Below are 19,370 nucleotides of genomic sequence, written 5' to 3'. Positions count from 1 at the left end.
GGCTCCCACCGGACGCCGACTTTGCACTTTCTCGGGCTTCACGGAGAAGAAGCCCGAGAAAGTGCAAGGTGAACTCCGTCCCAGGCCACCGCGGGGGCTTGCTCCACTGGATAGGATGGAACCCATGAGCGAAATGTTCTTGGAGAAGTACCGCGCGCTTGTCCCGAAGTACCTGGCAGACGACTGGCAGGAAGAGGACGGCATCCCCGAGGCTGAGCTCGACGCCGCCCTGGCCGGGCTGAAGCTGACGCTTCCCCAGGCCATGCGGGAGTTCTATCTGGCTCTCGGCGGCTGCGAAGACATCATGGAGGCCTACCACTACTTCTGGGACCCGGAGGAACTGGAAGTGGATGACGAAGGCTTCCTCATGTTCCTGGAGGACGAGGACGAGAGTTACACCTGGGGCATCCGGATGGGCGACCTCAGCGTCCCGGATCCCATCGTCTGGCGGAAGAACAACGCCCGCGGCGAGTGGAAGAGCGAGGACGGCACCTTCTCCGAGTTCACCTTCGACATGCTCGCCTGGGCCTTCGAGGATGAGGACGAGGAGTCCTGACCCCCGCGATCTCGCGTGGATCCCACCCGCAGGAAATTTTCAGTGAATGACTGGACTGCGTGACAATTCCCGTCATAAGCTGACTTCAGGAATCGCCCCCTCCTAAGGTGGTTCTAATCGGGGGCCCTTTGAGGCAATCCCGATTTTCCAAGAAACAGGCCCGTCGGACAGATATCCCCCCTAGATGTCCTGCGGGTCTGTTTCGTTGTCTGCCGTGGACTAATTCCGGCTCACGGGATGTCATCCGGAAACAGAACATCCCGGCACGGTCCAGAACCATGCCGGGATGCTGTCACGGAGTGTCACAACGCAACGTCCCAGGTGGGGACGGCTGTGGGGCTCAGGCGGTGCGTTCCACCACGGCCAGCGCGAAGTTCGCCAGGGACTCCTTGACCACGCCCTCGGGAAGCGGTTCCAGAGCGGCCATGGCCTCATCCGCCCAGCGACGGGCCACGGCCCACGACTGTTCGGTCACCGGGTGCGCGCCCAGCGCGGCGACGGCGGCCGCCAGAGCCTCGTCACCGCTCAGGTCACCGTCGACCAGTTCCAGCACCTCGGCGGCGGAGGCGTCGCCGTCGCGGGCGGCCTGGCGCAGCAGGAGGACCGGCAGGGTCGGCACGCCCTCACGGAGGTCCGTGCCCGGGGTCTTGCCGGACTTCACGCGGGCGCTCGTGACGTCGATGACGTCATCGGCCAGCTGGAACGCGACGCCCAGCTTCTCGCCGTACTCGACCAGGACGTTCTCCACGGTCTCATCGACGCCGGCGAAGATCGCGCCGAGCTGTGCGGACGCGGCCACGAGGGAACCGGTCTTGTCCGCGAGCACCTGGATGTAGTGCTGCAACGGGTCCTCGTCCTCACGCGGCCCCACGGTCTCATGCAGCTGGCCGAGGCACAGCCGCTCGAACGTGCGGGCCTGGATGCCCAGAGCGCGGCCGCCGAGCTCGGAGACCAGGATGGACGCCCGGGCGAAGATCAGGTCGCCTGTCAGGACGGCCACCGAGTTGCCCCAGACCTCGTGGGCGGTCGGCGCACCGCGGCGTACGGGCGCGGAGTCCATGACGTCGTCGTGGTACAGCGTGGCCAGATGGGTCAGCTCCACCACGACGGCGGCCTGCAGCACCTCGGGACGGGTGTAGTCGCCCAGGTGGGAGCACAGGAGCGCCAGGAGCGGGCGGATGCGCTTGCCGCCGGCCTCCACCAGGTGACGCGAGGTGGCGTCCGCCAGAGGATCGGAATTCGCGATGGCCTCCCGCAGCATCTTCTCCACGCGGGCCAGATTGGTGGTCAGCGCGGGGCCGATCACCTGATCCTCGGAGATGGCGGCGAAGCCACGCGGCAAGGTCAGTCCGGTGGCGATGGCCGTGGTGCTCGGCTCGGGTTCCACGGCGCTGGGAAGTCCGTGTCCGGCGTGCGTCCAGGTGCGGTCTGCGGGTGTGCTCACGGTTAAAGCCTAACGAGTCGCGGGGAGGGTCTGTGACGCACGCGGAGCGGGCGCCGTTCCGGTGTTCGAGGTGGCGGGCACCAGTCGTTCGAGCAGAGCGATCACGGAGTCCTCGAAACGCCCCGAACGGGGGTCCGTGAGATTCGCGAGCATGCGCACCACGAACCGCATCAGGGCGGGCAGCGGCATGCCTGTGCGGAGGGCCAGCTTCATGATCCGCGGATTGCCGATCATTCGTGCGAACACCCGGCCGAGTGTGAAGTGGCTGCCCCACTCGTCACGCACCTGGGTGGCGTAGGCGGCCAGGCCGGCGTCGAGCGCACGTTCGGCGGCGCCCACCGAGGTGGCGCTGCGGGCGGCCCGATCGGCGTCGATGAGGTGCTCGGCGGCGAAACGCGCGGACTCCATCGCGTAGGAGATGCCCTCGCCGTTGAATGGCGAGACCATGCCGCCAGCGTCGCCGAGGAGCAGCATGCCCGGGAGATGGTGGGGGGTGCGGTTGAAGCCCATGGGGAGGGCGGTGCCGCGGATCTCGCCCACGAGGTTCTCCTCGCGGTAGCCCCACTCGCCCGGCATGGCGGCGACCCAGTCGCGCATGACCTGCTTGTAGTCGAGGCGGCCGAATTCCTTGGAGGAGTTGAGGATGCCCAGGCCGACGTTCGAAGTGCCGTCCCCGACGCCGAAGATCCAGCCGTAGCCGGGCAGGGGCTTGCCGTCTTTGCCGGGGAGCTCGAGCCAGCCCTCCATCCAGTCGTCCTCGTGCCGGGGGCTCGTGTAGTAGCCGCGGACGGCCACGCCCAGGGGACGGTCGTCGCGCTTGGCCACGCCGAGGGAGACTGCCGTGCGGGTCGAGTTGCCGTCTGCCGCAAGGACGACGTCGGCGTGGAAGTCGCGCGTCTCGCCGGTCTTGCGTCCGCGCTCATCGAGGATCGCGGCCCGGGCGCCGACGACGCGTCCGGAATCGTCGCGCAGCGCTTCGGTGACGGAATGGCGTTCCAGGACGGTGGCGCCCGAGGCCTCCGCGTGCCGGGCCAGTGCCTCATCGAAGCCGAGGCGCGTCCGGATCAGGCCGTACTGCGGGAAGTCGCCGACCTCGGGCCAGGCGAGCTCCACCTGGCGGCCGCCGGCGATCAGGCGCAGGCCCTTGTTCCGGCGCCAGCCGTCGGCCTCCTCGTGGGGCAGACCGAGGCGCTGGATCTCACGCACCGCGCGCGGGGTGAGCCCGTCACCGCAGACCTTCTCCCGCGGGAACGACGTCTTCTCCAGGACCGTGACCTCATGGCCGTCCTGGGCGAGGTAGTGCGCAGCGGTGGACCCGGCGGGACCCGCGCCGACAATGAGAACGTTCACCGGGCTCCCTTTAGCGCGCGGCAGGCGCCGGGCGTGCGATGGAGGCTGCGGCGTCGTCGGTCAGGGGCTTGACGCCGCGGTGCACGGCGACGATGCCGCCGTTCAGGTTGCGGTAGGCGACGTCCTCCCAGCCGGCGTCCTGGAGCCAGTGTGCCAGTTCGTCCTGGTTCGGCCAGGCGCGGATCGACTCGGCCAGGTAGACGTAGGCGTCCGGGTTGGAGGAGACCTTGCGGGCGATCGCGGGGAGCGCGCGCATGAGGTACTCGGTGTACATGGTGCGCCAGACGGGGACGGTCGGGTGGGAGAACTCCGCCACGACGATCCGGCCGCCGGGGCGGGTGACGCGGAGCATCTCGGCGAGGGCTTTGCGCGGTTCGTTCACGTTGCGCAGGCCGAAGGAGATGGTGCAGGCGTCGAAGCTGTCGTCCTCGAACGGGAGGTTCATGGCGTCGCCGGCCACGAAGTCGATGTCCGGGCGGCGGCGCTTGCCGACCTTGAGCATGCCGAGGGAGAAATCGCAGGCCACGACGTCGATCCCGGCATCCGCGTAGGGCTCGCTGGAGGTGCCGGTGCCGGCCGCCAGGTCGAGGACGCGCTGCCCCGGAACCGCGCCGACCGCATCGAAGACGATCTTGCGCCACCGCCGCGTCTGCCCGAGGGACAGGACATCGTTGACCACGTCGTACTTCGGCGCAACATCGTCGAACATGGTGGCTACTTCTTCGGGGCGCTTGTCGAGCGAGGCTCGGATCGGTGTGCTGCTCACCGTCTCATTGTCGCAAACATTCGCGACGACCACGGATTCCGTGTGACCACGCTCTCCTCATGACGGTTCGGAGGGGACGGACGGAACAGCCTCTGAACAGGACGAAGCGCAGTTCAGGAGTACCCTTGTTCCATCATGAGCAGCACGCTGAAGAGCACCACCGTACCTCTGGGCGAGGACGCCTCCGAGGACGGTCTGGCGGCTTTCCTCGCCGACCCTCATGCCCCCGCCGTCGCGCTGAGCTGGATCCGCCGCGGTTCGGGCCTCCTCGGCTTCGGCGCAGTGACCCGCTTCGAGGTCTCCGGCCCGGAACGTTTCATGCTCGCCGAGCAATGGTGGCGCGCCCTGTCACTGACGGCGCAGGTCAACGACCCCCTCGGCCTTCCCGGCACCGGTCCTGCCGCGTTCGGGTCCTTCGCGTTCTCCAAGACATCCGGCTACGCCTCGCGCCTCGTGGTGCCCGAACTCGTCATCGGCCAGCGGAACGGCCTGCGCTGGGCGACGCTGTCGACCTTCGCGGACTCCGCGCCGTCGGAGGACGACGTCCGCGACGCCGTCGAGCGCCTGCTCCCCCGTCCGCAGTCCTCGGACGACGACGCCGCGCAGCGCCCCACGCTGAACGCCCCCATCCGCCCGGGCTCACTGAGCGAGGCGGAGTGGATGGCCGCCGTCCAGGAAGGCGTGGCGCGCATCCGCTCTGGCGCCGTCGAGAAGATCGTCCTGGCCCGTGACGTCGAGGTGGATCTGCCCTCCGCCGTGGTCCCCGAGAACGTCCTGGCCCGGCTGGCGCGGCAGTACCGCGAATGCTGGACGTACCGGGTGGACGGCTTCGTCGGAGCGACCCCGGAGATGCTCATCCAGGTGGTCGGCCGCACCGCCCAGGCCCGCGTCCTCGCCGGGACCCTGGACCGCCGGGACGCCGTGGAACGCACCGCGGACGAGGACGAGACCGCCTTCGCCGAACGGGTCCTCGCCGGTTCGGTGAAGCAGCGCCACGAACACCAGATCGCCATCGATTCCCTGGTCAACGCCCTGGAGCCGTTCTCCGAGGCCACCGACGCTCATGAAGAGCCGTTCATCCTGGAGCTGCCCAATGTGTGGCACCTCGCCTCCGATGTGAAGGCCGAGCTCCTGGACGCCGAAGGGCACATCCCGTCCTCCCTCGCGCTGGTCAACGCCCTTCACCCGACCGCCGCCGTGTGCGGAACGCCCACCCTGCCGGCGGGCGCCATCATCCGCGAACTGGAGCACCTGGACCGCGGGCCTTACGCCGGGCCGGTGGGCTGGCTCGACGCCGCCGGGAACGGCGAGTGGGGCATCGGGCTGCGCGGCGGACTCCTGGACGGGTCGACGGCGCGGCTCTTCGCCGGCTGCGGCGTCGTGGAGGGATCGATCCCCGAGTCCGAGCTCGCGGAGACCTGGGCGAAGTTCCGCCCGATGCTGGAAGCGCTCAACGTCAAGGCCTGAGGCTTTGAGGTCCTGAACCGGCGGCTTCGGCACTGGTCTCACCCGATAGCATCTTCTTCGGCATGCCGCGTCCTTCGCCGCACTCAATGCGCGATTGCGCGCGTTTTCCGAAGCACTTCCTTCGCGTCCGGGATACCGGACAAATTGGCGTTTTTCGCTCACCGTCCGCGCCGGATCTGAGCTTTAGTGATGGGAGTCACATCGAGAGGTCGCCTGGAAAATTTACCAAGAGGCAACATTCCAGGCTTGTGCTTCGCCGCCTCGCGTTGTCCAATAGTCAATGCAAGTTGACTGTGACGCACCTCTCAGAGCGTGACTACACTTAAGCGGACTCAACTCCAGGTCCCAGCGCAACAAAGGGTAAAAAACATGATGTTCAACCGCTCCATCCTCGGCAGCACCAAGGTCAAGACGGCAGCCGTGCTGGCCATCGGCGCCCTCGCACTCTCCGCCTGCACCAACGCCTCCGAGACGGCGGACGGCGGCTCCAAGCCGTCGTCGGGCTCCTCCAGCGCTGCAACGTTCGACCCCAGCACCATCCAGAAGGACGACGCACTCGCCGCCAAGGTTCCGGCCGCGATCAAGTCCAAGGGCACCCTGACGGTCGGCTCCGACACCAGCTACGCCCCGGCCGAGTTCCTCGACGCCGACGGCCAGACCCCGATCGGCTACGACGTGGACATCGCCAAGGCCATCGGCGCCAAGCTCGGCCTGAAGGTCCAGGTCCAGACCGCCGAATTCACCGGCATCCTCCCCGCGCTCGGCCCCAAGTACGATCTGGGCATCTCCTCCTTCACCATCAACAAGGAGCGTCTGCAGGCCGTCAACATGGTCAGCTACTTCAAGGCCGGCACCACCTGGGCCGTCAAGAAGGGCAACCCGAAGGGCTTCAGCCTCGACGACGTCTGCGGCAAGTCCATCGGCGTCCAGACCGGCACCGTCCAGGAGGACCCGGACCTGAAGGACCGCAACAAGAAGTGCGTCGACGCCGGCAAGAAGCCGATCGACATCGTGACCCTGAAGAACCAGACGGATGTCACCACGCGCCTGGTCAACGGCTCCATCGACGCGATGGCCGCCGACTCCCCCATCATCGGCTACGCGCTGACCCAGACCAACGGCCAGCTCGAGAAGATCGGTGACATCTACGACGCCGCTCCCCAGGGCGTGACCGTGGCCAAGGCCGACACGGCTCTGGCGACGCTGGTCCAGGACACCCTGAACAGCCTCATCGCGGACGGCTCCTACAAGAAGATCCTCGACGCCTGGGGCAACTCCGAAGGTGCGATCACCAAGTCCGAGCTGAACCCGGCTCCGGCCGCGTCCTGATCCGCTCTCTCCCCAGAAGCTCAGGTAGATCATGAGTCACAAAGACGACGCACCGGTACTGAATCATTCAGTGCCGGTGCGGCACCCCGGACGCATCGTCAGTGCGGTCATCATCATCGGTGTGGTCGCCGCCATCCTGGTGAATGTCTTCACCAATAAGGAATTCCACTGGGACGTGGTGGGCAAGTACATCCTCGACGTCAAAGTCGTGCAGGGTGTGGGCTGGACCCTGCTGCTGACCGTGGCTTCCATGGCCATCGCGATCATCCTCGCCATCCTGCTGGCAGTCATGCGGCAATCCGACAACCCGGTCCTCCGCTGGTCGGCCTGGTTCTGGGTGTGGTTCTTCCGTGGCACCCCGGTGTACACCCAGCTGATCTTCTGGGGCCTGATCGCAGTGCTCTACCCGAAGATCAGCGCCGGGATCCCTTATGGTCCACAGTGGTTCAGCGTCGACACGTCGACCGTGATCACTGCGACCGTGGCCGCCATCCTGGGCCTGGGCCTCAACGAGTCGGCTTACCTGGCCGAGATCTTCCGGGCAGGTCTGAAGTCCGTGGACAAGGGCCAGATGGAAGCCGCACAGGCCCTGGGCATGTCCAACGGCAAGATCATGTGGCGTATCGTCCTGCCGCAGGCCATGCGGATCATCGTGCCTCCGACCGGCAACGAGACCATCGGCATGCTGAAGACCACCTCCCTGGTGCTCGCCGTGCCGTTCACCCTGGATCTGACCTTCGTCACCAACGCACTCGCCAACCGTCTTTACCTCCCGGTCCCGCTGCTCATCGTCGCCGCGATCTGGTACTTGGTCATCACGAGCATTCTCATGGTCGGCCAGCACTTCCTGGAGAAGTACTACGGCAGAGGCGTTGACGGCGGCGCACCCCAGGTGATCAATCCGGAGGCACTCAAGGCTCAGATGCTGGCCGAAGGCGCACCGCGAATGTCCGGACAGTAAGGCTCAGGATCATGACTGATATCAACAAGCCCCTCGTCCGTATCGAGGGCCTGCACAAGTACTACGGGCAACACCATGTCCTCAAGGGCATCGACCTGACGGTCAAGCAGGGTGAGGTCGCCGTCGTCATCGGGCCCTCCGGTTCCGGCAAGTCGACCATGCTCCGCTGCGTCAACCTCATGGAGACCATCAGCGCCGGCCTCATCCACGTGGGTGACCAGCTGATCGGCTACCGCGAGAAGAACGGCCAGCTGCACGATCTCAAGGACAAGGAGATCGCTGCGCAGCGCCAGAACATCGGCATGGTGTTCCAGCGGTTCAACCTCTTCCCGCACATGACCGCGCTGGAGAACGTCATCGAGGCGCCCATGCAGGTCAAGGGTCAGAGCAAGTCCGTCGCCAAGAAGCGGGCGGCGGAACTCCTGGACATGGTGGGCCTCGGCTCCCGCATCAACCACTACCCCTCGCAGCTTTCCGGTGGTCAGCAGCAGCGCGTGGCGATCGCCCGTGCGCTGGCCATGGATCCCGAGGTGATGCTCTTCGACGAGCCCACCTCGGCCCTGGACCCGGAGCTGGTGGGCGATGTGCTGAACGTGATGAAGGATCTGGCCAAGTCGGGCATGACCATGATCGTGGTGACCCACGAGATCGGGTTCGCCCGTGAGGTCGGCGACACCCTGACGTTCATGGACGGCGGCGTGGTGGTGGAATCCGGCGACCCCCGGGAGATCATCGCCAACCCGCAGCACGCCCGGACCAAGGAGTTCCTGAGCCGGGTGCTCTGACGACCCCTCCCCATCGACTGCTCCCTAGGTGTCGTTTTGGCTGCCCAGAACGACAACTACGGAGCAATCGATGGTTAAGAGGTCACCAAGACGCTGGGCACGCGATGTCACCCGCCGGGATGACCGGCTTCCGCACGCCCTCCGCTCCGGCGACGGCGACCGTCAGACGCATACACACGGCGTCTCCCCCGTGCACGAGGAACCCGCCCGGCCACCAGGTGTAGGGCGTCACGGACGCCGGGCACGCCGTGAAGGTGATGGAGGTGTTCCCCTCCCTCGCGCCGTACTCCGCCACGAGCCCCACGCTCCGCTGCTGGTCCGGAGCCACCGTGACCGTCACCGTACGGCCGGCCCGGACGAAGAACGGGTCCTTCATCCACTGGACCGCGCCGTCGAACTGCGGTGTCGCGGAACCGGAGAAGTTGTCCCGGATGAAGAGGGGGTCGAGGGAGATGACCTGCTTCATCGGGTCGAAGACCTTGGCATCCGTCTGACCCTGGCGGCACCCGGCATCGTAGCGACCGGCGGGCAGGGCGGCGCTGGTGGCGACCGGCGTCACGGCGCTGCACGACGACGGTGGGGCAGCTCCCGCGGAACCTGTGCCGTCCGGCGCTGCCGCAGAAGTGCACCCCGTCAGCGCACCGGCCAGGAGTCCGGCGATCACCATCGAACGTCCCGTGGATTTCGCGAACTTCTCAGCAGCCCTCGGGCCCTCAGCTCCCCCAGCCATGCCCTCAGGCTACGCCGCGACCACGCGACCGGGAACCCCAGCTCCCCAAAACCCCGCCGACTGCTCCGTAGGTGTCGTTTTGACCACCCAAAACGACACCTACGGAGCAGTCGTTGAGGAGGCGAGGTGAGTACGGACCGTGGTGGGATGAGAAGTGGCGGGGTGGTGGTGAGGAGGCGCGAGGGTTCTCAGAGTGCTTCGCGGATGCGGGCGTGGAGGTCCCGGAGGCCGTCGCGCGAGCACCGGACCTCCAGCACACTGCGGCCCCGCACCGGTTCGGCGAGCGCCGCGTCGAGTTCCGCCGTCGTCGTCACGGCACCGTGCGGGACGCCGTATGCCGCGGCGAGGGCGTCGAGCCGGACCGTGTGAGGGGTGCCGAAGAGGCGTTCGACGGCGGCCTCGTACCCACCGCCCAGCGCACCGTGCTCCAGGGTGCTGAAGATCGCGCCGCCCTGGTCGTTGAGCACCACCACGCGCAGATCCGGTTCCGCCTCACCCGCGCCGAGGAAGAGCCCGCCGGCGTCGTGCAGGAAGGTGACATCGCCGCACAGCAGTGTGGTCTCCCGGCCCGAACCCAGCGCCACGCCCACCGCGGTGGAGGTCATGCCGTCGATGCCGGCGAGACCCCGGTTGGCCTGCACCGTGGCCAAGGGATCCAAGGTGGGGGCGGCGGCGAGGTCGGCATCGCGGATGCCGTTGGAGGAGCCGAGCACCAGCTGGCCCCGGGCGGACGCCCACACCGCCGCCGCGACGGCCGGCCCGGTGAGCCCGGGCTCCTGGGCGAGCACCTGCTCGATGCCGTGCTGCGCCTTCTCCCCCGCCAGGAGCCAGGTGTCGAGCCAGCCCTCCGGCGCCACCCCGGCGAACTCCGAGAGCTCCCGCAGAGTGCTGATGGGCCGTTCCAGACGGCGGCCCGGCTGGTACCAGGCCACGGGGACGGGCTCGTAGAGCGCCAGCGGGATGTCCTGCCGAGCCAGAAGGGCCGTCACCGGACGCGAGAGGGTGGGCCGCCCGAACACCACCACCCGCTCCAGCGGCTCGGCGGACTCCGGGCCGAAGCGGTCCAGCAGCAGCCGGTACGGGCCCACGGCGTTCGGGCCGAAGCGGGCATTGGAACTCGGCTCGGCGGCCAGCGGAAGGCCGTGGGCACGGGCGAAGGCCTCGGCGATCGGTCCGGCGTCGTGCCCGGCCAGGACCAGGGTGCGGTGCTCCGCCAGGCCGTCCGGGGCGTCGTAGTGGATCGGCGCGGGGTCCGGGGCGAAGTGGAACGGCCGGCGCTCGGAAGCGGCCGGGAACTCCGCGTCCGGGCCGGGCAGCAGCGGGTCGCGGAACGCCAGATTCACCTGGACCGGGCCGGGCGAGAGCTCCTCGAAGGCCCCGGTCGCGGCGCTGAGCGCGGTCCGGATCCCCCGCTGAGGATCGTCCCCGGCGGGAACATCCACGGCGAAGCGCGCGTGCTCGCCGAACAGGTCCATCTGCTCCGTGGTCTGGCTGGCGCCCGTGCCACGCAGTTCCAGCGGCCGGTCCGCGGAGAGCACCACGAGCGGGGCTCCGACGTGATCGGCCTCCATGACGGCCGGCAGGAGATTGCCCACGGCCGTCCCCGACGTCACGACGACGGCGGCCGGGGCCCCGCTGCCCAGGATCACGCCCAGCGCAGTGAAGGCGGCCGCGCGCTCGTCGATCCGCACATGCAGGGTGAGGCGTCCCTCGGCCTCCGCTTCGGCGAGCGCGTAGGCGAGTGGCGCCGAGCGCGACCCCGGCGAGACGGCCACGTGCCGCACACCGCCGTCGAGCAGTTCAGCGACGACGATCCGGGCGGAGGCGAGGGCGGAGAGCTCAGTCACCAGACCAGTGTAGTGAGCGGTCCCCACGCCGTCCGAGCCCGGCCGGGACCGCTCTCCCACGCACCGCGTAAAGGAAACGCAAAGGTTCCTCCCGCCCGCATCAAGGAAGCGTAAAAGGCGGCGTCAACGGCCCCTCGCAGGACTTCACTGATGGTGTGGGCCGCAGCGCGGTCCGGGGTGCGGCGTGAACCGCGCCCAGTGCGAATGGTCCGCCCGCACCGGGCGGCGAAAGGAACGTGTGATGGACGACGTGATCGCGGTGGGGGTCTTCGTACTCCTGTCCGGCGCCATGGTCTGGCTGGCCAGTGCGATCGACAAGGTGGTGGGACGGAAATGACCGTCGACGTCCTGATCTGGGCCCTCCTGGGGCTGGTGGCGGCAGCGCTGCTGGTCTACCTGGTGGTCTCCCTCATCTCTTCCGACAAATCTTCCGACAAGGGGCAGTGATGCAGTTCTCCTGGCTCTCCTTCGTCACCCAGATCGCGGTGCTGGTGCTGCTCCTGGGTGTGCTGCACAAACCCCTGGGTCTCTACCTGCATGCCGCGCTGGAAGGCCGCAAGGACTCCCGCGTGGAACGGGTCCTGTTCCGCCTGTCCGGGGTGTCGTCCTCCCGTGAGCAGGGCTGGCTCGGCTACGCCCGCAGCGTCCTGGCCTTCTCGGTCGTCTCCGTGCTGGTCATCTACCTGCTGCTCCGGCTCCAGGGGCTCTGGAACCCCGGCGGACCGGGCGCGGTGGATCCGTGGACCTCGATGAACACCGCCATCTCCTTCGTCACCAACACCAACTGGCAGGTGTACGTCCCGGAGACCACGCTCGGCTACGGGGCGCAGATGGCGCTGCTGGCCGTGCAGAACTTCCTGTCCGCCGCGGTGGGCATCAGCGTGGCCGTGGCCTTGATGCGGGGGCTCACCCGTTTCGGCACGAGTCACCTGGGCAACTTCTGGGCCGATCTGGTCCGTGTCACTCTCCGGGTGCTGCTCCCACTCGCCGTGCTGGGCGCCGTCGTGCTCGTGGTGGCCGGCGTGGTGCAGAACTTCTGGGGCGGCACCGTGACCAATCCGTTCACGGGTGCGTCCCAGACCATCCCGGGCGGTCCGGTGGCGAGCCAGGAGGCCATCAAGCTCCTGGGCACCAACGGCGGCGGGTACTTCAACGCGAACTCGGCGCACCCGTTCGAGAACCCGAACTCCTTCACGTCACTCTTCGAGGTCTTCCTGATCCTCCTGATCCCGTCCGCCCTGCCCTACGTCTTCGGGCGGATGGCCGGCGACGCCCGCCAGGGCTACACGGTCCTGGGCGTCATGGGCGGCCTCTGGGCGCTCACGACGACGGCGATGGCCTGGGCGATGTCCGCTTTCCCGGGCGCCGGGGAGGGTCTGGAGCAGCGCTTCGGCCCCGCCGCGAGCTCGGTGTTCGCCTCCGCCACCACGCTGACGTCCACGGGCGCGGTCAACGCCGCGCACGATTCACTGCCCCCGCTGGCCGGCGGCCTGGCCATGCTCAACATGATGCTGGGCGAGGTGGCCCCGGGCGGGGTGGGTTCCGGTCTGTACGGGATGCTGGTGATCGCCGTGGTCACGGTCTTCCTGGCAGGACTCATGGTCGGCCGGACACCCGAGTACCTGGGCAAGAAGGTCCAGGCCCGGCACATGACGCTCGCGGCGCTCTACCTCCTGGTGGTGCCGGTCCTGATCCTGGTCCTGTCCGGCATCGCGGTGCTGGTCCCGGGGATCCTGTCCCAGGCTCCCGCGCAGGGACCGCATCAGTTCAGCGAAGTCCTGTACGCCTTCACGTCCGGCGCCAACAACAACGGCTCCGCGTTCGGCGGCATCACCAGCTCCGGCCCTGCCCTGTCCACCATGCTCGGCATCGCCATGTGGCTGGGACGCTTCGTGGGGATCGTCCTGGTCCTGGCCCTGGCGGGCGCCTTCGTCACCCAGCCCCGGGTCCCGGCGTCGGCCGGCACGCTTCCCACCCACGGCGGCCTGTTCGCCGTCATGCTCAGCACCGTCGCGGTCCTGCTGACCGCACTCAACTACCTCCCAGCCCTCGCTCTGGGCCCGCTCGCAGAAGGCACCCTGTCATGAAAACCGCGCTCGACGAACACACCACCCTACCCGAGGCCACACCCGCTCCCCGCGAGGAGGAGTTCTCCGGCCACAGCTACAAGCGCCGGAACACGTGGGACCGCAAGACCCTCCTGGGCGCCCTGCCCCTGGCTCTGAAGAAGTTCTCGCCCCGGGCCATGGCCCATTCCCCGGTCATGTTCACCGTCCTGGTGGGCACGGCCGTCTCCCTCCTGGTCTGCGTGGGGCAGTTCGCCTCCGGTTCGCCGGAGGCCGGGTTCAGCCTGGCGGTCACCGTGTGGCTGGCGCTCACGGTGCTGTTCGGGAACTACTCCGAGGCCCTCGCGGAGGGCCGCGGCAAGGCCCAGGCGGAGAGCCTGCGCGCCAGCCGGGAAGGGCTGAAGGCTCGGAAGCTCTCCGGTGCCGCCGAGGAGACGGTCGCGGCCTCCGAACTCCACCGTGGCGATCTGGTGGTGTGCGAGGCTGGGGATGTCATCCCCTCCGACGGCGAGATCGTGGAGGGTCTGGCCATGGTGGACGAGTCCGCGATCACGGGTGAATCGGCCCCGGTGGTCCGGGAGTCCGGCGGCGACCGCTCCGCCGTGACGGGTGGCACCACGGTGCTCTCCGACCGGATCGTGGTCCGGATCAGCGCCGAGCCGGGCGCCACATTCCTGGACCGCATGATCGCCCTGGTGGAAGGCGCCGAACGCAAGCGCACCCCCAACGAGATCGCGCTGCACGTCCTGCTCGTGGCGCTGACCATCACCTTCCTGGTGGTCACCGTGACCCTGGTCCCGTTCTCACAGCTGGCCGGAGCGGTCCCGAGCCCCATCGTGCTGGTGGCCCTCCTGGTCTGCCTGATCCCCACCACCATCGGCGCCCTGGTCCCCGCGATCGGCATCGCCGGGATGGACCGTCTGGTCCAGCACAATGTCCTCGCAACCAGCGGCCGCGCCGTGGAGACCGCAGGCGACATCACCACACTCATGATGGATAAGACCGGCACCATCACCTATGGCAACCGCAGGGCGGTCGAGTTCTTCCCGGCCCCGGGCGTGGACCGTGATGACCTGGTGGACGCGGCCCGGCTGTCCTCTCTGGCCGATGAGACCCCGGAGGGCCGGTCGATCGTGGAGCTGGCCGAAAGCCTCGGCGATGCCCCGGCACGGAACCGGCCCGCCCTGGAGGATCTGTTCGCCGGACCGGATCCGGCCGAGGCCGTGGAGTTCACGGCGGTGACGCGGATGAGCGGCCTGGACCACCACGGCGTGAAGGTGCGCAAGGGGGCCGCGGCCGCCGTCGGGCAGTGGGCCGAAGACGGCGGCAGCGGGCTTCCCGCCGAGGTGGCGGACACCGTGGACGAGCTCTCCCGGCGCGGCAGCACGCCGCTGGTGGTGGCGCGCCAGGACGCCCTGGGCGGAGTCCAGGTGCTGGGCACCGTGGAACTGGCGGACGTGGTCAAACCCGGGATCGCCGAGCGCTTCACCACGCTGCGCACCATGGGGATCCGGACCGTCATGATCACGGGCGACAACCCGCTGACCGCCGCGGCCATCGCCGAGCAGGCCGGGGTGGACGACTTCCTCGCCGAAGCGACGCCGGAGGACAAGCTGGCCCGGATCCATCAGGAGCAGGCCGCGGGCCGCCTCGTGGCCATGACCGGCGACGGCACCAACGACGCCCCGGCGCTCGCCGCGGCGGACGTGGGGGTGGCGATGAACTCGGGAACCCAGGCCGCCAAGGAGGCGGCCAACATGGTGGACCTGGACTCGGATCCCACCAAGCTCCTGGACATCGTGGCGATCGGCAAGCAGTTGCTCATCACCCGCGGCTCTCTGACCACCTTCTCCGTGGCCAATGACGTGGCGAAGTACTTCGCCATCATCCCGGCCCTGTTCACCGTGGCGTACCCGGGCCTGGGGCTGCTGAACATCATGGGCCTGTACTCCCCGCAGAGCGCGATCCTCTCGGCCGTGATCTTCAACGCCCTGGTGATCGTGGCCCTGGTGCCGCTCGCGCTCAAAGGCGTGAAGTACCGGGCCGTGAGCGCCCAGAACGCGCTGCGGCGCAATCTGCTGGTGTTCGGCGTCGGCGGCCTGATCGCGCCGTTCCTCGGCATCAAACTCATCGACCTCGTGGTGGCTCTGCTGCCCGGACTCGCGTAGGAGCACCCCATGACCGCGACATTGCGTCAATTCCGCGTGGCCTTCGTCCTGCTGGCCCTGCTCACCGTCATCCTGGGCGGGCTGTATCCTCTGGCGGTCTTCGCCCTCGGCCAGGGGGTGGCGCCGGCGCAGGCGAACGGTTCGATCCAGAACGTGAGCGGCTCGGCGGCCGCGTCCTCGCTGCTGGCCCAGCCGGTGCCGGAGACGGAGAAGCGGTTCTTCTTCCCCCGGCCGTCCGCCGTGGCCTGGGACCCGAAGACGTCCTCCGCCACGAACCTCGCCCCCACAGCGGCCGCGCTGGCGGAGGCGAAGGCCACGGCCCGGGCCGCGGTCGCCGCCCGTGAGGGGGTTCCGGCGTCGGCGGTTCCGGAGGATGCGGTGACGTCCTCCGCCTCCGGCCTGGACCCGGACATCTCCCCCGCCTATGCCGCCCTCCAGGCGCCGCGCGTGGCACGGGCCACCGGGCTGGGCCTGGGCGAGGTGAAGACGCTCATCCAGGGGTCCACCACCACCGGCGTCGAATCACTGCTGGGCCAGGAATCCGTCAACACCACCACGCTGAATCTGGCCGTGGGAGAGCGGATGCGGGGAGTCCCGCCGCAGGCCGGGAGCCACTAGTGGACTGCCCGGCGGCCACCCGCACGGTCCGCGCCCACGCTGTTAGGATCGGCGCATGAGACGCGGCCGGTTGCGGGTGTTCCTCGGGGCGGCCCCGGGCGTCGGCAAGACCTACGCCATGCTGGAGGAGGCGCACCGGCTCCGCGCGGCGGGGGAGGACGTCGTGGTGGCCGTGGCCCTGGACCACGGACGGCCCCAGACCGCCCGCCTGCTGGACGGGTTGGAGGCGGTCCCGCTCCGCCGCCACACCCACCGCGGCACCGTGCTGGAGGAGATGGACCTCGACGCCGTGCTGGACCGTGCGCCGGCCGTCGCCGTCGTGGACGAATACGCCCACAGCAACGCCCCCGGCTGCCGGAACGCCAAGCGCTGGGAGGACGTGGAGGAACTGCTCGCCGCGGGGATCGACGTCCTCTCCACCGTCAACGTCCAGCATCTGGCGTCACTCCACGACGTGGTCCAGGCCATCACCGGGACCAGACAGCAGGAGACCGTCCCCGACGCCGTCGTGCGTCATGCGGACCAGATCGAATTGGTGGACATCGCCCCCGAGCTGCTCCGCCAGCGCCTGAGCCAGGGGAACGTGTACCCGGCCGAGAACATCGACGCCGCCCTGGCCAACTACTTCCGCCTCGGCAACCTCTCCGCACTGCGCGAGATCGCCCTGATCTGGCTGGCCGACCGGGTGGACGAGGGCCTGGCCCGTTACCGCGAGCATCAGGGCATCGAAGGCACCTGGCCCGCCCGCGAACGGATCGTGGTGGGCCTGACCGGCGGGCCGGAGGGCGAGGTCCTCCTGCGGCGGGCCGCCCGCATCCTGTCCCGGGTGAACGACGGCGACCTCCTGGCCGTGCACGTGCGCCGCGCCGACGGCCTGGACGACGGTTCCGCGGGCCGGCTGGGCGCCCAGCAGCGCCTGGTGGAGGACCTGGGCGGCCGCTTCGTCCACGTGTCCGGCGAGGACGCGGCGGCGTCGCTCCTCGACTACGCCCGGGGCGCGAATGCCACGCAGATCGTCATCGGGGTGTCCCGGCACGGGCGGCTGCACCAGCTCCTCGGCACCGGGGTCAGCAATGCCGTGGTGCGCGGCTCCGGGGACATCGACGTCCACCTCGTGACCCATCCCTTCACCGGCCGCCAGGCGGCCCTGCCGACCACCGCGCCGTCGCTGGGGCGGCTCCGGACCACGCTGGGCTTCGTGCTGGCGGTCGTGGGACCTCCGCTCATCACGCTGCTGCTCTCCCCGTTCCAGGGCCTCGACCTGGCCACGCATGTGCTCGCGCATCTCTGCGTGGTCATCACGGTGGCGTTCGTGGGCGGCCTCAAACCGGCGGTCCCGGCGGCCGTCCTGGACTCGCTGCTGCTGAACTACTTCGTGACACCCCCGGTGGACACGTTCACCATCTCGGATCCGCAGAATCTCTTCGCCCTGATCGTGTTCCTCGGGGTGGCGATCGCCGTCTCGCTGGTGGTGGGCCTCTCCGCCCGGCGCAGCGTGGAGGCCCGCCGCGCGCGGGCCGAAGCGGTCACGCTGAACGAGCTGGCGTCGTCGTCGCTGGCCAGTGACCAGAGCCCCGCGGACTTCCTGCGCCAGGTGCGGGAGGAGTTCGCGCTGGAGGCCGTGTCCCTGTTCGAGCGGGACGGCTCGGGTTCCCCGGACGACGACGGTGGCTGGCGGCTGAGCGCGTCCAGCGGCGTCTCCGCGCCGCTCACTCCGGAGGAGGCGGGCACCGCGGAGGAACTCACGGCGTCGGTGCTGCTCGCCTGGAACGGCCGGGTGCTCTCGGGTGGCGAGCGTCGTCTGCTGCGGGCCTTCGAATCGCATCTCCTGGCACTGCTGGAACGGGACCGTCTGGCGCTGAGCCTCGCCGACACGGTCAAGCTCGCCGAGGGCAACCGGATCCGGACCTCACTGCTGCAGGCGGCGTCCCACGATCTCCGCACGCCGCTGGCGGGGATCAGTCTCGCCGCCACGGCGCTGCGGCGGCAGCGCAGCAAGATGACCGAGGAGGAGCAGGAGGAGATGCTGGAGACCATCGAAAGCTGCAATCACCGCTTGGTGTCCCTGATCGCCAATCTCCTGGACATGTCCCGGATCTCCGGGGACGCCGTCACGGTGCTGCATGAACCGGTCTCCTGGCTGGAGGTGGTCCCGGAGGCGCTGTCCGGCGTCGGGGAGGGCCAGGTGCGGGTGGAACTGGCGCCGAATCTTCCGCCGGTCGACGCGGACCGCGGCCTGTTGGAGCGCGCCCTGGCGAACCTGGTCGAGAACGCGGTCAAGCACGCGCCCGACTCCGGCGTGGTCCTGGTGGCGACGCCCGGCGGTCTCCTGGGTCCGGTCCTGGACGGGCGGCCCGCCAGCGAACTGCGTGTGGTGGATCATGGCGGCGGGGTGGCCCGCGACCGGCTGGCCGAGATGTTCCAGCCGTTCCGGCAGTTGGACGAGCAGGCGAGCGGCCTGGGGCTGGGACTGGCGGTGGCCCGCGGCTTCGTCGAGGCCATGGGCGGGGAACTCACCGCGGAGGAGACGCCGGGCGGCGGCCTCACGATGGTGGTCCGGCTGCCCCTGTACGCGGGGCCACGGCTGGACGGACGGGAGGAAGTGGCATGAGAAAAGTGCTGGTGGTGGACGACGAGCCGCAGCTGCTGCGCGCCCTGCAGATCAATCTGAGAGCCGAGGGCTACGACGTGACCGTGGCCGCGGACGGGGGCTCGGCACTGCGCGCCGCCGCCGAGAATCCGCCACAGGTGGTGGTCCTGGACCTCGGCCTGCCGGACATGGAGGGCACCGAGGTCATTCACGGTCTGCGGGGCTGGACGGAGGTCCCGATCATCGTGCTTTCGGCCCGGCACGGCTCCTCGGACAAGGTGGAGGCCCTCGACGCCGGGGCGGACGACTACGTCACCAAGCCGTTCGGCCTCGACGAACTGCTGGCCCGCATGCGTGCTATGGAGCGGCGCCGGGTCCAGGACTTCGCACCCGGCGCGGTCGAGGCCGGTGCGCTCCGGATCGATCTGGCGGCGTCGTCGGTGAGCCGGGACGGTGAGCGGGTGCACCTGACGCCGCGCGAGTGGGCGGTGCTGCAGCTCCTGGTGGAGAACTCGGGAAAGCTGGTCACGCAGCAGCATCTCCTGCGTTCCGTCTGGGGGCCGGCCTACACGGAGGAGACGCAGTATCTGCGCGTCTATCTGGCGCAGCTCCGGCGGAAGCTCGAGCAGGATCCGGCGCACCCGGAGCACCTGGTGACCGAACCGGGCATGGGGTACCGTTTCGTCCCGTGAG

Annotated in this window: 16 protein-coding genes; 11 read left to right on the top strand and 5 right to left on the bottom strand. The window is 69.1% G+C overall.

What is annotated here, in order from left to right:
- Window positions 1-124: 124 nt before the first annotated feature.
- The gene (locus AB4Y75_RS01180) at window positions 125-556 is read left to right on the top strand and encodes a hypothetical protein (RefSeq protein WP_441434089.1); all 432 of its coding nucleotides are present in this window, start codon (window positions 125-127) and stop codon (window positions 554-556) included.
- Window positions 557-896: 340 nt separating this feature from the next.
- Here AB4Y75_RS01180 and AB4Y75_RS01175 read toward each other — a convergent pair whose 3' ends face one another.
- Genes AB4Y75_RS01175 through AB4Y75_RS01165 form a run of 3 tightly spaced genes read right to left on the bottom strand, consistent with a single transcriptional unit; the run spans window position 897 to window position 4,101 of the window.
- Window positions 897-2,000 carry a polyprenyl synthetase family protein gene (locus tag AB4Y75_RS01175; RefSeq protein WP_370957641.1) on the bottom strand — a complete coding sequence of 368 codons (1,104 nt, stop codon included), beginning with the start codon at window positions 1,998-2,000 and terminating at the stop codon, window positions 897-899.
- A 9-nt stretch (window positions 2,001-2,009) separates the two neighbouring features.
- On the bottom strand, window positions 2,010-3,350 hold the full coding sequence (locus AB4Y75_RS01170; RefSeq protein WP_441434088.1) for a geranylgeranyl reductase family protein: 1,341 nt from the start codon (window positions 3,348-3,350) through the stop codon (window positions 2,010-2,012).
- Between the two features lie 10 nt (window positions 3,351-3,360).
- On the bottom strand, window positions 3,361-4,101 hold the full coding sequence (locus AB4Y75_RS01165) for a demethylmenaquinone methyltransferase (RefSeq protein ID WP_441435235.1): 741 nt from the start codon (window positions 4,099-4,101) through the stop codon (window positions 3,361-3,363).
- A gap of 150 nt (window positions 4,102-4,251) precedes the next feature.
- On the opposite strand from AB4Y75_RS01165, the gene AB4Y75_RS01160 reads away from it, so the two are divergent.
- From AB4Y75_RS01160 to AB4Y75_RS01145, 4 genes are all read left to right on the top strand, one after another.
- The gene (locus AB4Y75_RS01160) at window positions 4,252-5,583 is read left to right on the top strand and encodes an isochorismate synthase (protein WP_441434087.1); all 1,332 of its coding nucleotides are present in this window, start codon (window positions 4,252-4,254) and stop codon (window positions 5,581-5,583) included.
- Window positions 5,584-5,952: 369 nt separating this feature from the next.
- On the top strand, window positions 5,953-6,912 hold the full coding sequence (locus AB4Y75_RS01155) for an ABC transporter substrate-binding protein (protein WP_441434086.1): 960 nt from the start codon (window positions 5,953-5,955) through the stop codon (window positions 6,910-6,912).
- A gap of 31 nt (window positions 6,913-6,943) precedes the next feature.
- A complete protein-coding gene (locus AB4Y75_RS01150; RefSeq protein WP_441434085.1) occupies window positions 6,944-7,873 on the top strand; it encodes an amino acid ABC transporter permease in 930 nt (309 codons plus the stop codon).
- An 11-nt stretch (window positions 7,874-7,884) separates the two neighbouring features.
- Entirely contained in the window at window positions 7,885-8,658 is a 774-nt protein-coding gene (locus AB4Y75_RS01145) for an amino acid ABC transporter ATP-binding protein (protein ID WP_441434084.1), read from the top strand.
- An 82-nt stretch (window positions 8,659-8,740) separates the two neighbouring features.
- On the opposite strand, the gene AB4Y75_RS01140 is transcribed toward AB4Y75_RS01145, so the two are convergent.
- Together AB4Y75_RS01140 and menD are read right to left on the bottom strand one after the other, a co-directional pair.
- Complete coding sequence (locus tag AB4Y75_RS01140) at window positions 8,741-9,388, bottom strand: hypothetical protein (RefSeq protein WP_441434083.1); 648 nt, start codon at window positions 9,386-9,388, stop codon at window positions 8,741-8,743.
- 188 nt (window positions 9,389-9,576) lie between these two features.
- The gene (menD, locus tag AB4Y75_RS01135; RefSeq protein ID WP_441434082.1) at window positions 9,577-11,235 is read right to left on the bottom strand and encodes a 2-succinyl-5-enolpyruvyl-6-hydroxy-3-cyclohexene-1-carboxylic-acid synthase; all 1,659 of its coding nucleotides are present in this window, start codon (window positions 11,233-11,235) and stop codon (window positions 9,577-9,579) included.
- A 333-nt stretch (window positions 11,236-11,568) separates the two neighbouring features.
- Here menD and AB4Y75_RS01130 point away from each other — a divergent pair, with 333 nt between their 5' ends.
- From AB4Y75_RS01130 to AB4Y75_RS01105, 6 genes are read left to right on the top strand one after another with little or no spacing between them, the layout of a single operon-like run.
- Complete coding sequence (locus tag AB4Y75_RS01130) at window positions 11,569-11,682, top strand: potassium-transporting ATPase subunit F (protein WP_441434081.1); 114 nt, start codon at window positions 11,569-11,571, stop codon at window positions 11,680-11,682.
- Window positions 11,682-13,322 (top strand): potassium-transporting ATPase subunit KdpA, encoded by a 1,641-nt coding sequence (gene kdpA, locus AB4Y75_RS01125; protein ID WP_441434080.1) that lies wholly within the window; start codon window positions 11,682-11,684, stop codon window positions 13,320-13,322. Before AB4Y75_RS01130 ends, kdpA begins: the two co-directional genes overlap by 1 nt.
- The gene (gene kdpB, locus AB4Y75_RS01120) at window positions 13,319-15,469 is read left to right on the top strand and encodes a potassium-transporting ATPase subunit KdpB (RefSeq protein ID WP_441434079.1); all 2,151 of its coding nucleotides are present in this window, start codon (window positions 13,319-13,321) and stop codon (window positions 15,467-15,469) included. The genes kdpA and kdpB overlap by 4 nt, the downstream gene beginning before the upstream one ends.
- Window positions 15,470-15,478: 9 nt before the next feature.
- A complete protein-coding gene (locus tag AB4Y75_RS01115) occupies window positions 15,479-16,087 on the top strand; it encodes a potassium-transporting ATPase subunit C (RefSeq protein WP_441434078.1) in 609 nt (202 codons plus the stop codon).
- A 55-nt stretch (window positions 16,088-16,142) separates the two neighbouring features.
- Window positions 16,143-18,698, top strand: a complete 2,556-nt coding sequence (locus tag AB4Y75_RS01110) for a DUF4118 domain-containing protein (protein WP_441434077.1) — start codon at window positions 16,143-16,145, stop codon at window positions 18,696-18,698.
- Complete coding sequence (locus tag AB4Y75_RS01105) at window positions 18,695-19,369, top strand: response regulator (protein ID WP_441434076.1); 675 nt, start codon at window positions 18,695-18,697, stop codon at window positions 19,367-19,369. The genes AB4Y75_RS01110 and AB4Y75_RS01105 overlap by 4 nt, the downstream gene beginning before the upstream one ends.
- The last annotated feature ends 1 nt before the right edge of the window (window position 19,370 follow it).

The sequence above is a fragment of the Arthrobacter sp. RAF14 genome, from assembly GCF_052114185.1.
Classification (GTDB): domain Bacteria; phylum Actinomycetota; class Actinomycetes; order Actinomycetales; family Micrococcaceae; genus Arthrobacter_E.
This window is presented reverse-complemented; position numbering and strand designations above follow the sequence as displayed.

Coding starts and splice junctions, on each gene's coding strand:
- AB4Y75_RS01105 (WP_441434076.1), top strand. CDS start 18,695: ATGAGAAAAGTGCTGGTGGTGGACGACGAGCCGCAGCTGCTGCGCGCC.
- AB4Y75_RS01140 (WP_441434083.1), bottom strand. CDS start 9,388: ATGGCTGGGGGAGCTGAGGGCCCGAGGGCTGCTGAGAAGTTCGCGAAA.
- AB4Y75_RS01180 (WP_441434089.1), top strand. CDS start 125: ATGAGCGAAATGTTCTTGGAGAAGTACCGCGCGCTTGTCCCGAAGTAC.
- kdpB (WP_441434079.1), top strand. CDS start 13,319: ATGAAAACCGCGCTCGACGAACACACCACCCTACCCGAGGCCACACCC.
- AB4Y75_RS01110 (WP_441434077.1), top strand. CDS start 16,143: ATGAGACGCGGCCGGTTGCGGGTGTTCCTCGGGGCGGCCCCGGGCGTC.
- AB4Y75_RS01115 (WP_441434078.1), top strand. CDS start 15,479: ATGACCGCGACATTGCGTCAATTCCGCGTGGCCTTCGTCCTGCTGGCC.
- AB4Y75_RS01145 (WP_441434084.1), top strand. CDS start 7,885: ATGACTGATATCAACAAGCCCCTCGTCCGTATCGAGGGCCTGCACAAG.
- AB4Y75_RS01160 (WP_441434087.1), top strand. CDS start 4,252: ATGAGCAGCACGCTGAAGAGCACCACCGTACCTCTGGGCGAGGACGCC.
- AB4Y75_RS01150 (WP_441434085.1), top strand. CDS start 6,944: ATGAGTCACAAAGACGACGCACCGGTACTGAATCATTCAGTGCCGGTG.
- AB4Y75_RS01155 (WP_441434086.1), top strand. CDS start 5,953: ATGATGTTCAACCGCTCCATCCTCGGCAGCACCAAGGTCAAGACGGCA.
- kdpA (WP_441434080.1), top strand. CDS start 11,682: ATGCAGTTCTCCTGGCTCTCCTTCGTCACCCAGATCGCGGTGCTGGTG.
- AB4Y75_RS01130 (WP_441434081.1), top strand. CDS start 11,569: ATGACCGTCGACGTCCTGATCTGGGCCCTCCTGGGGCTGGTGGCGGCA.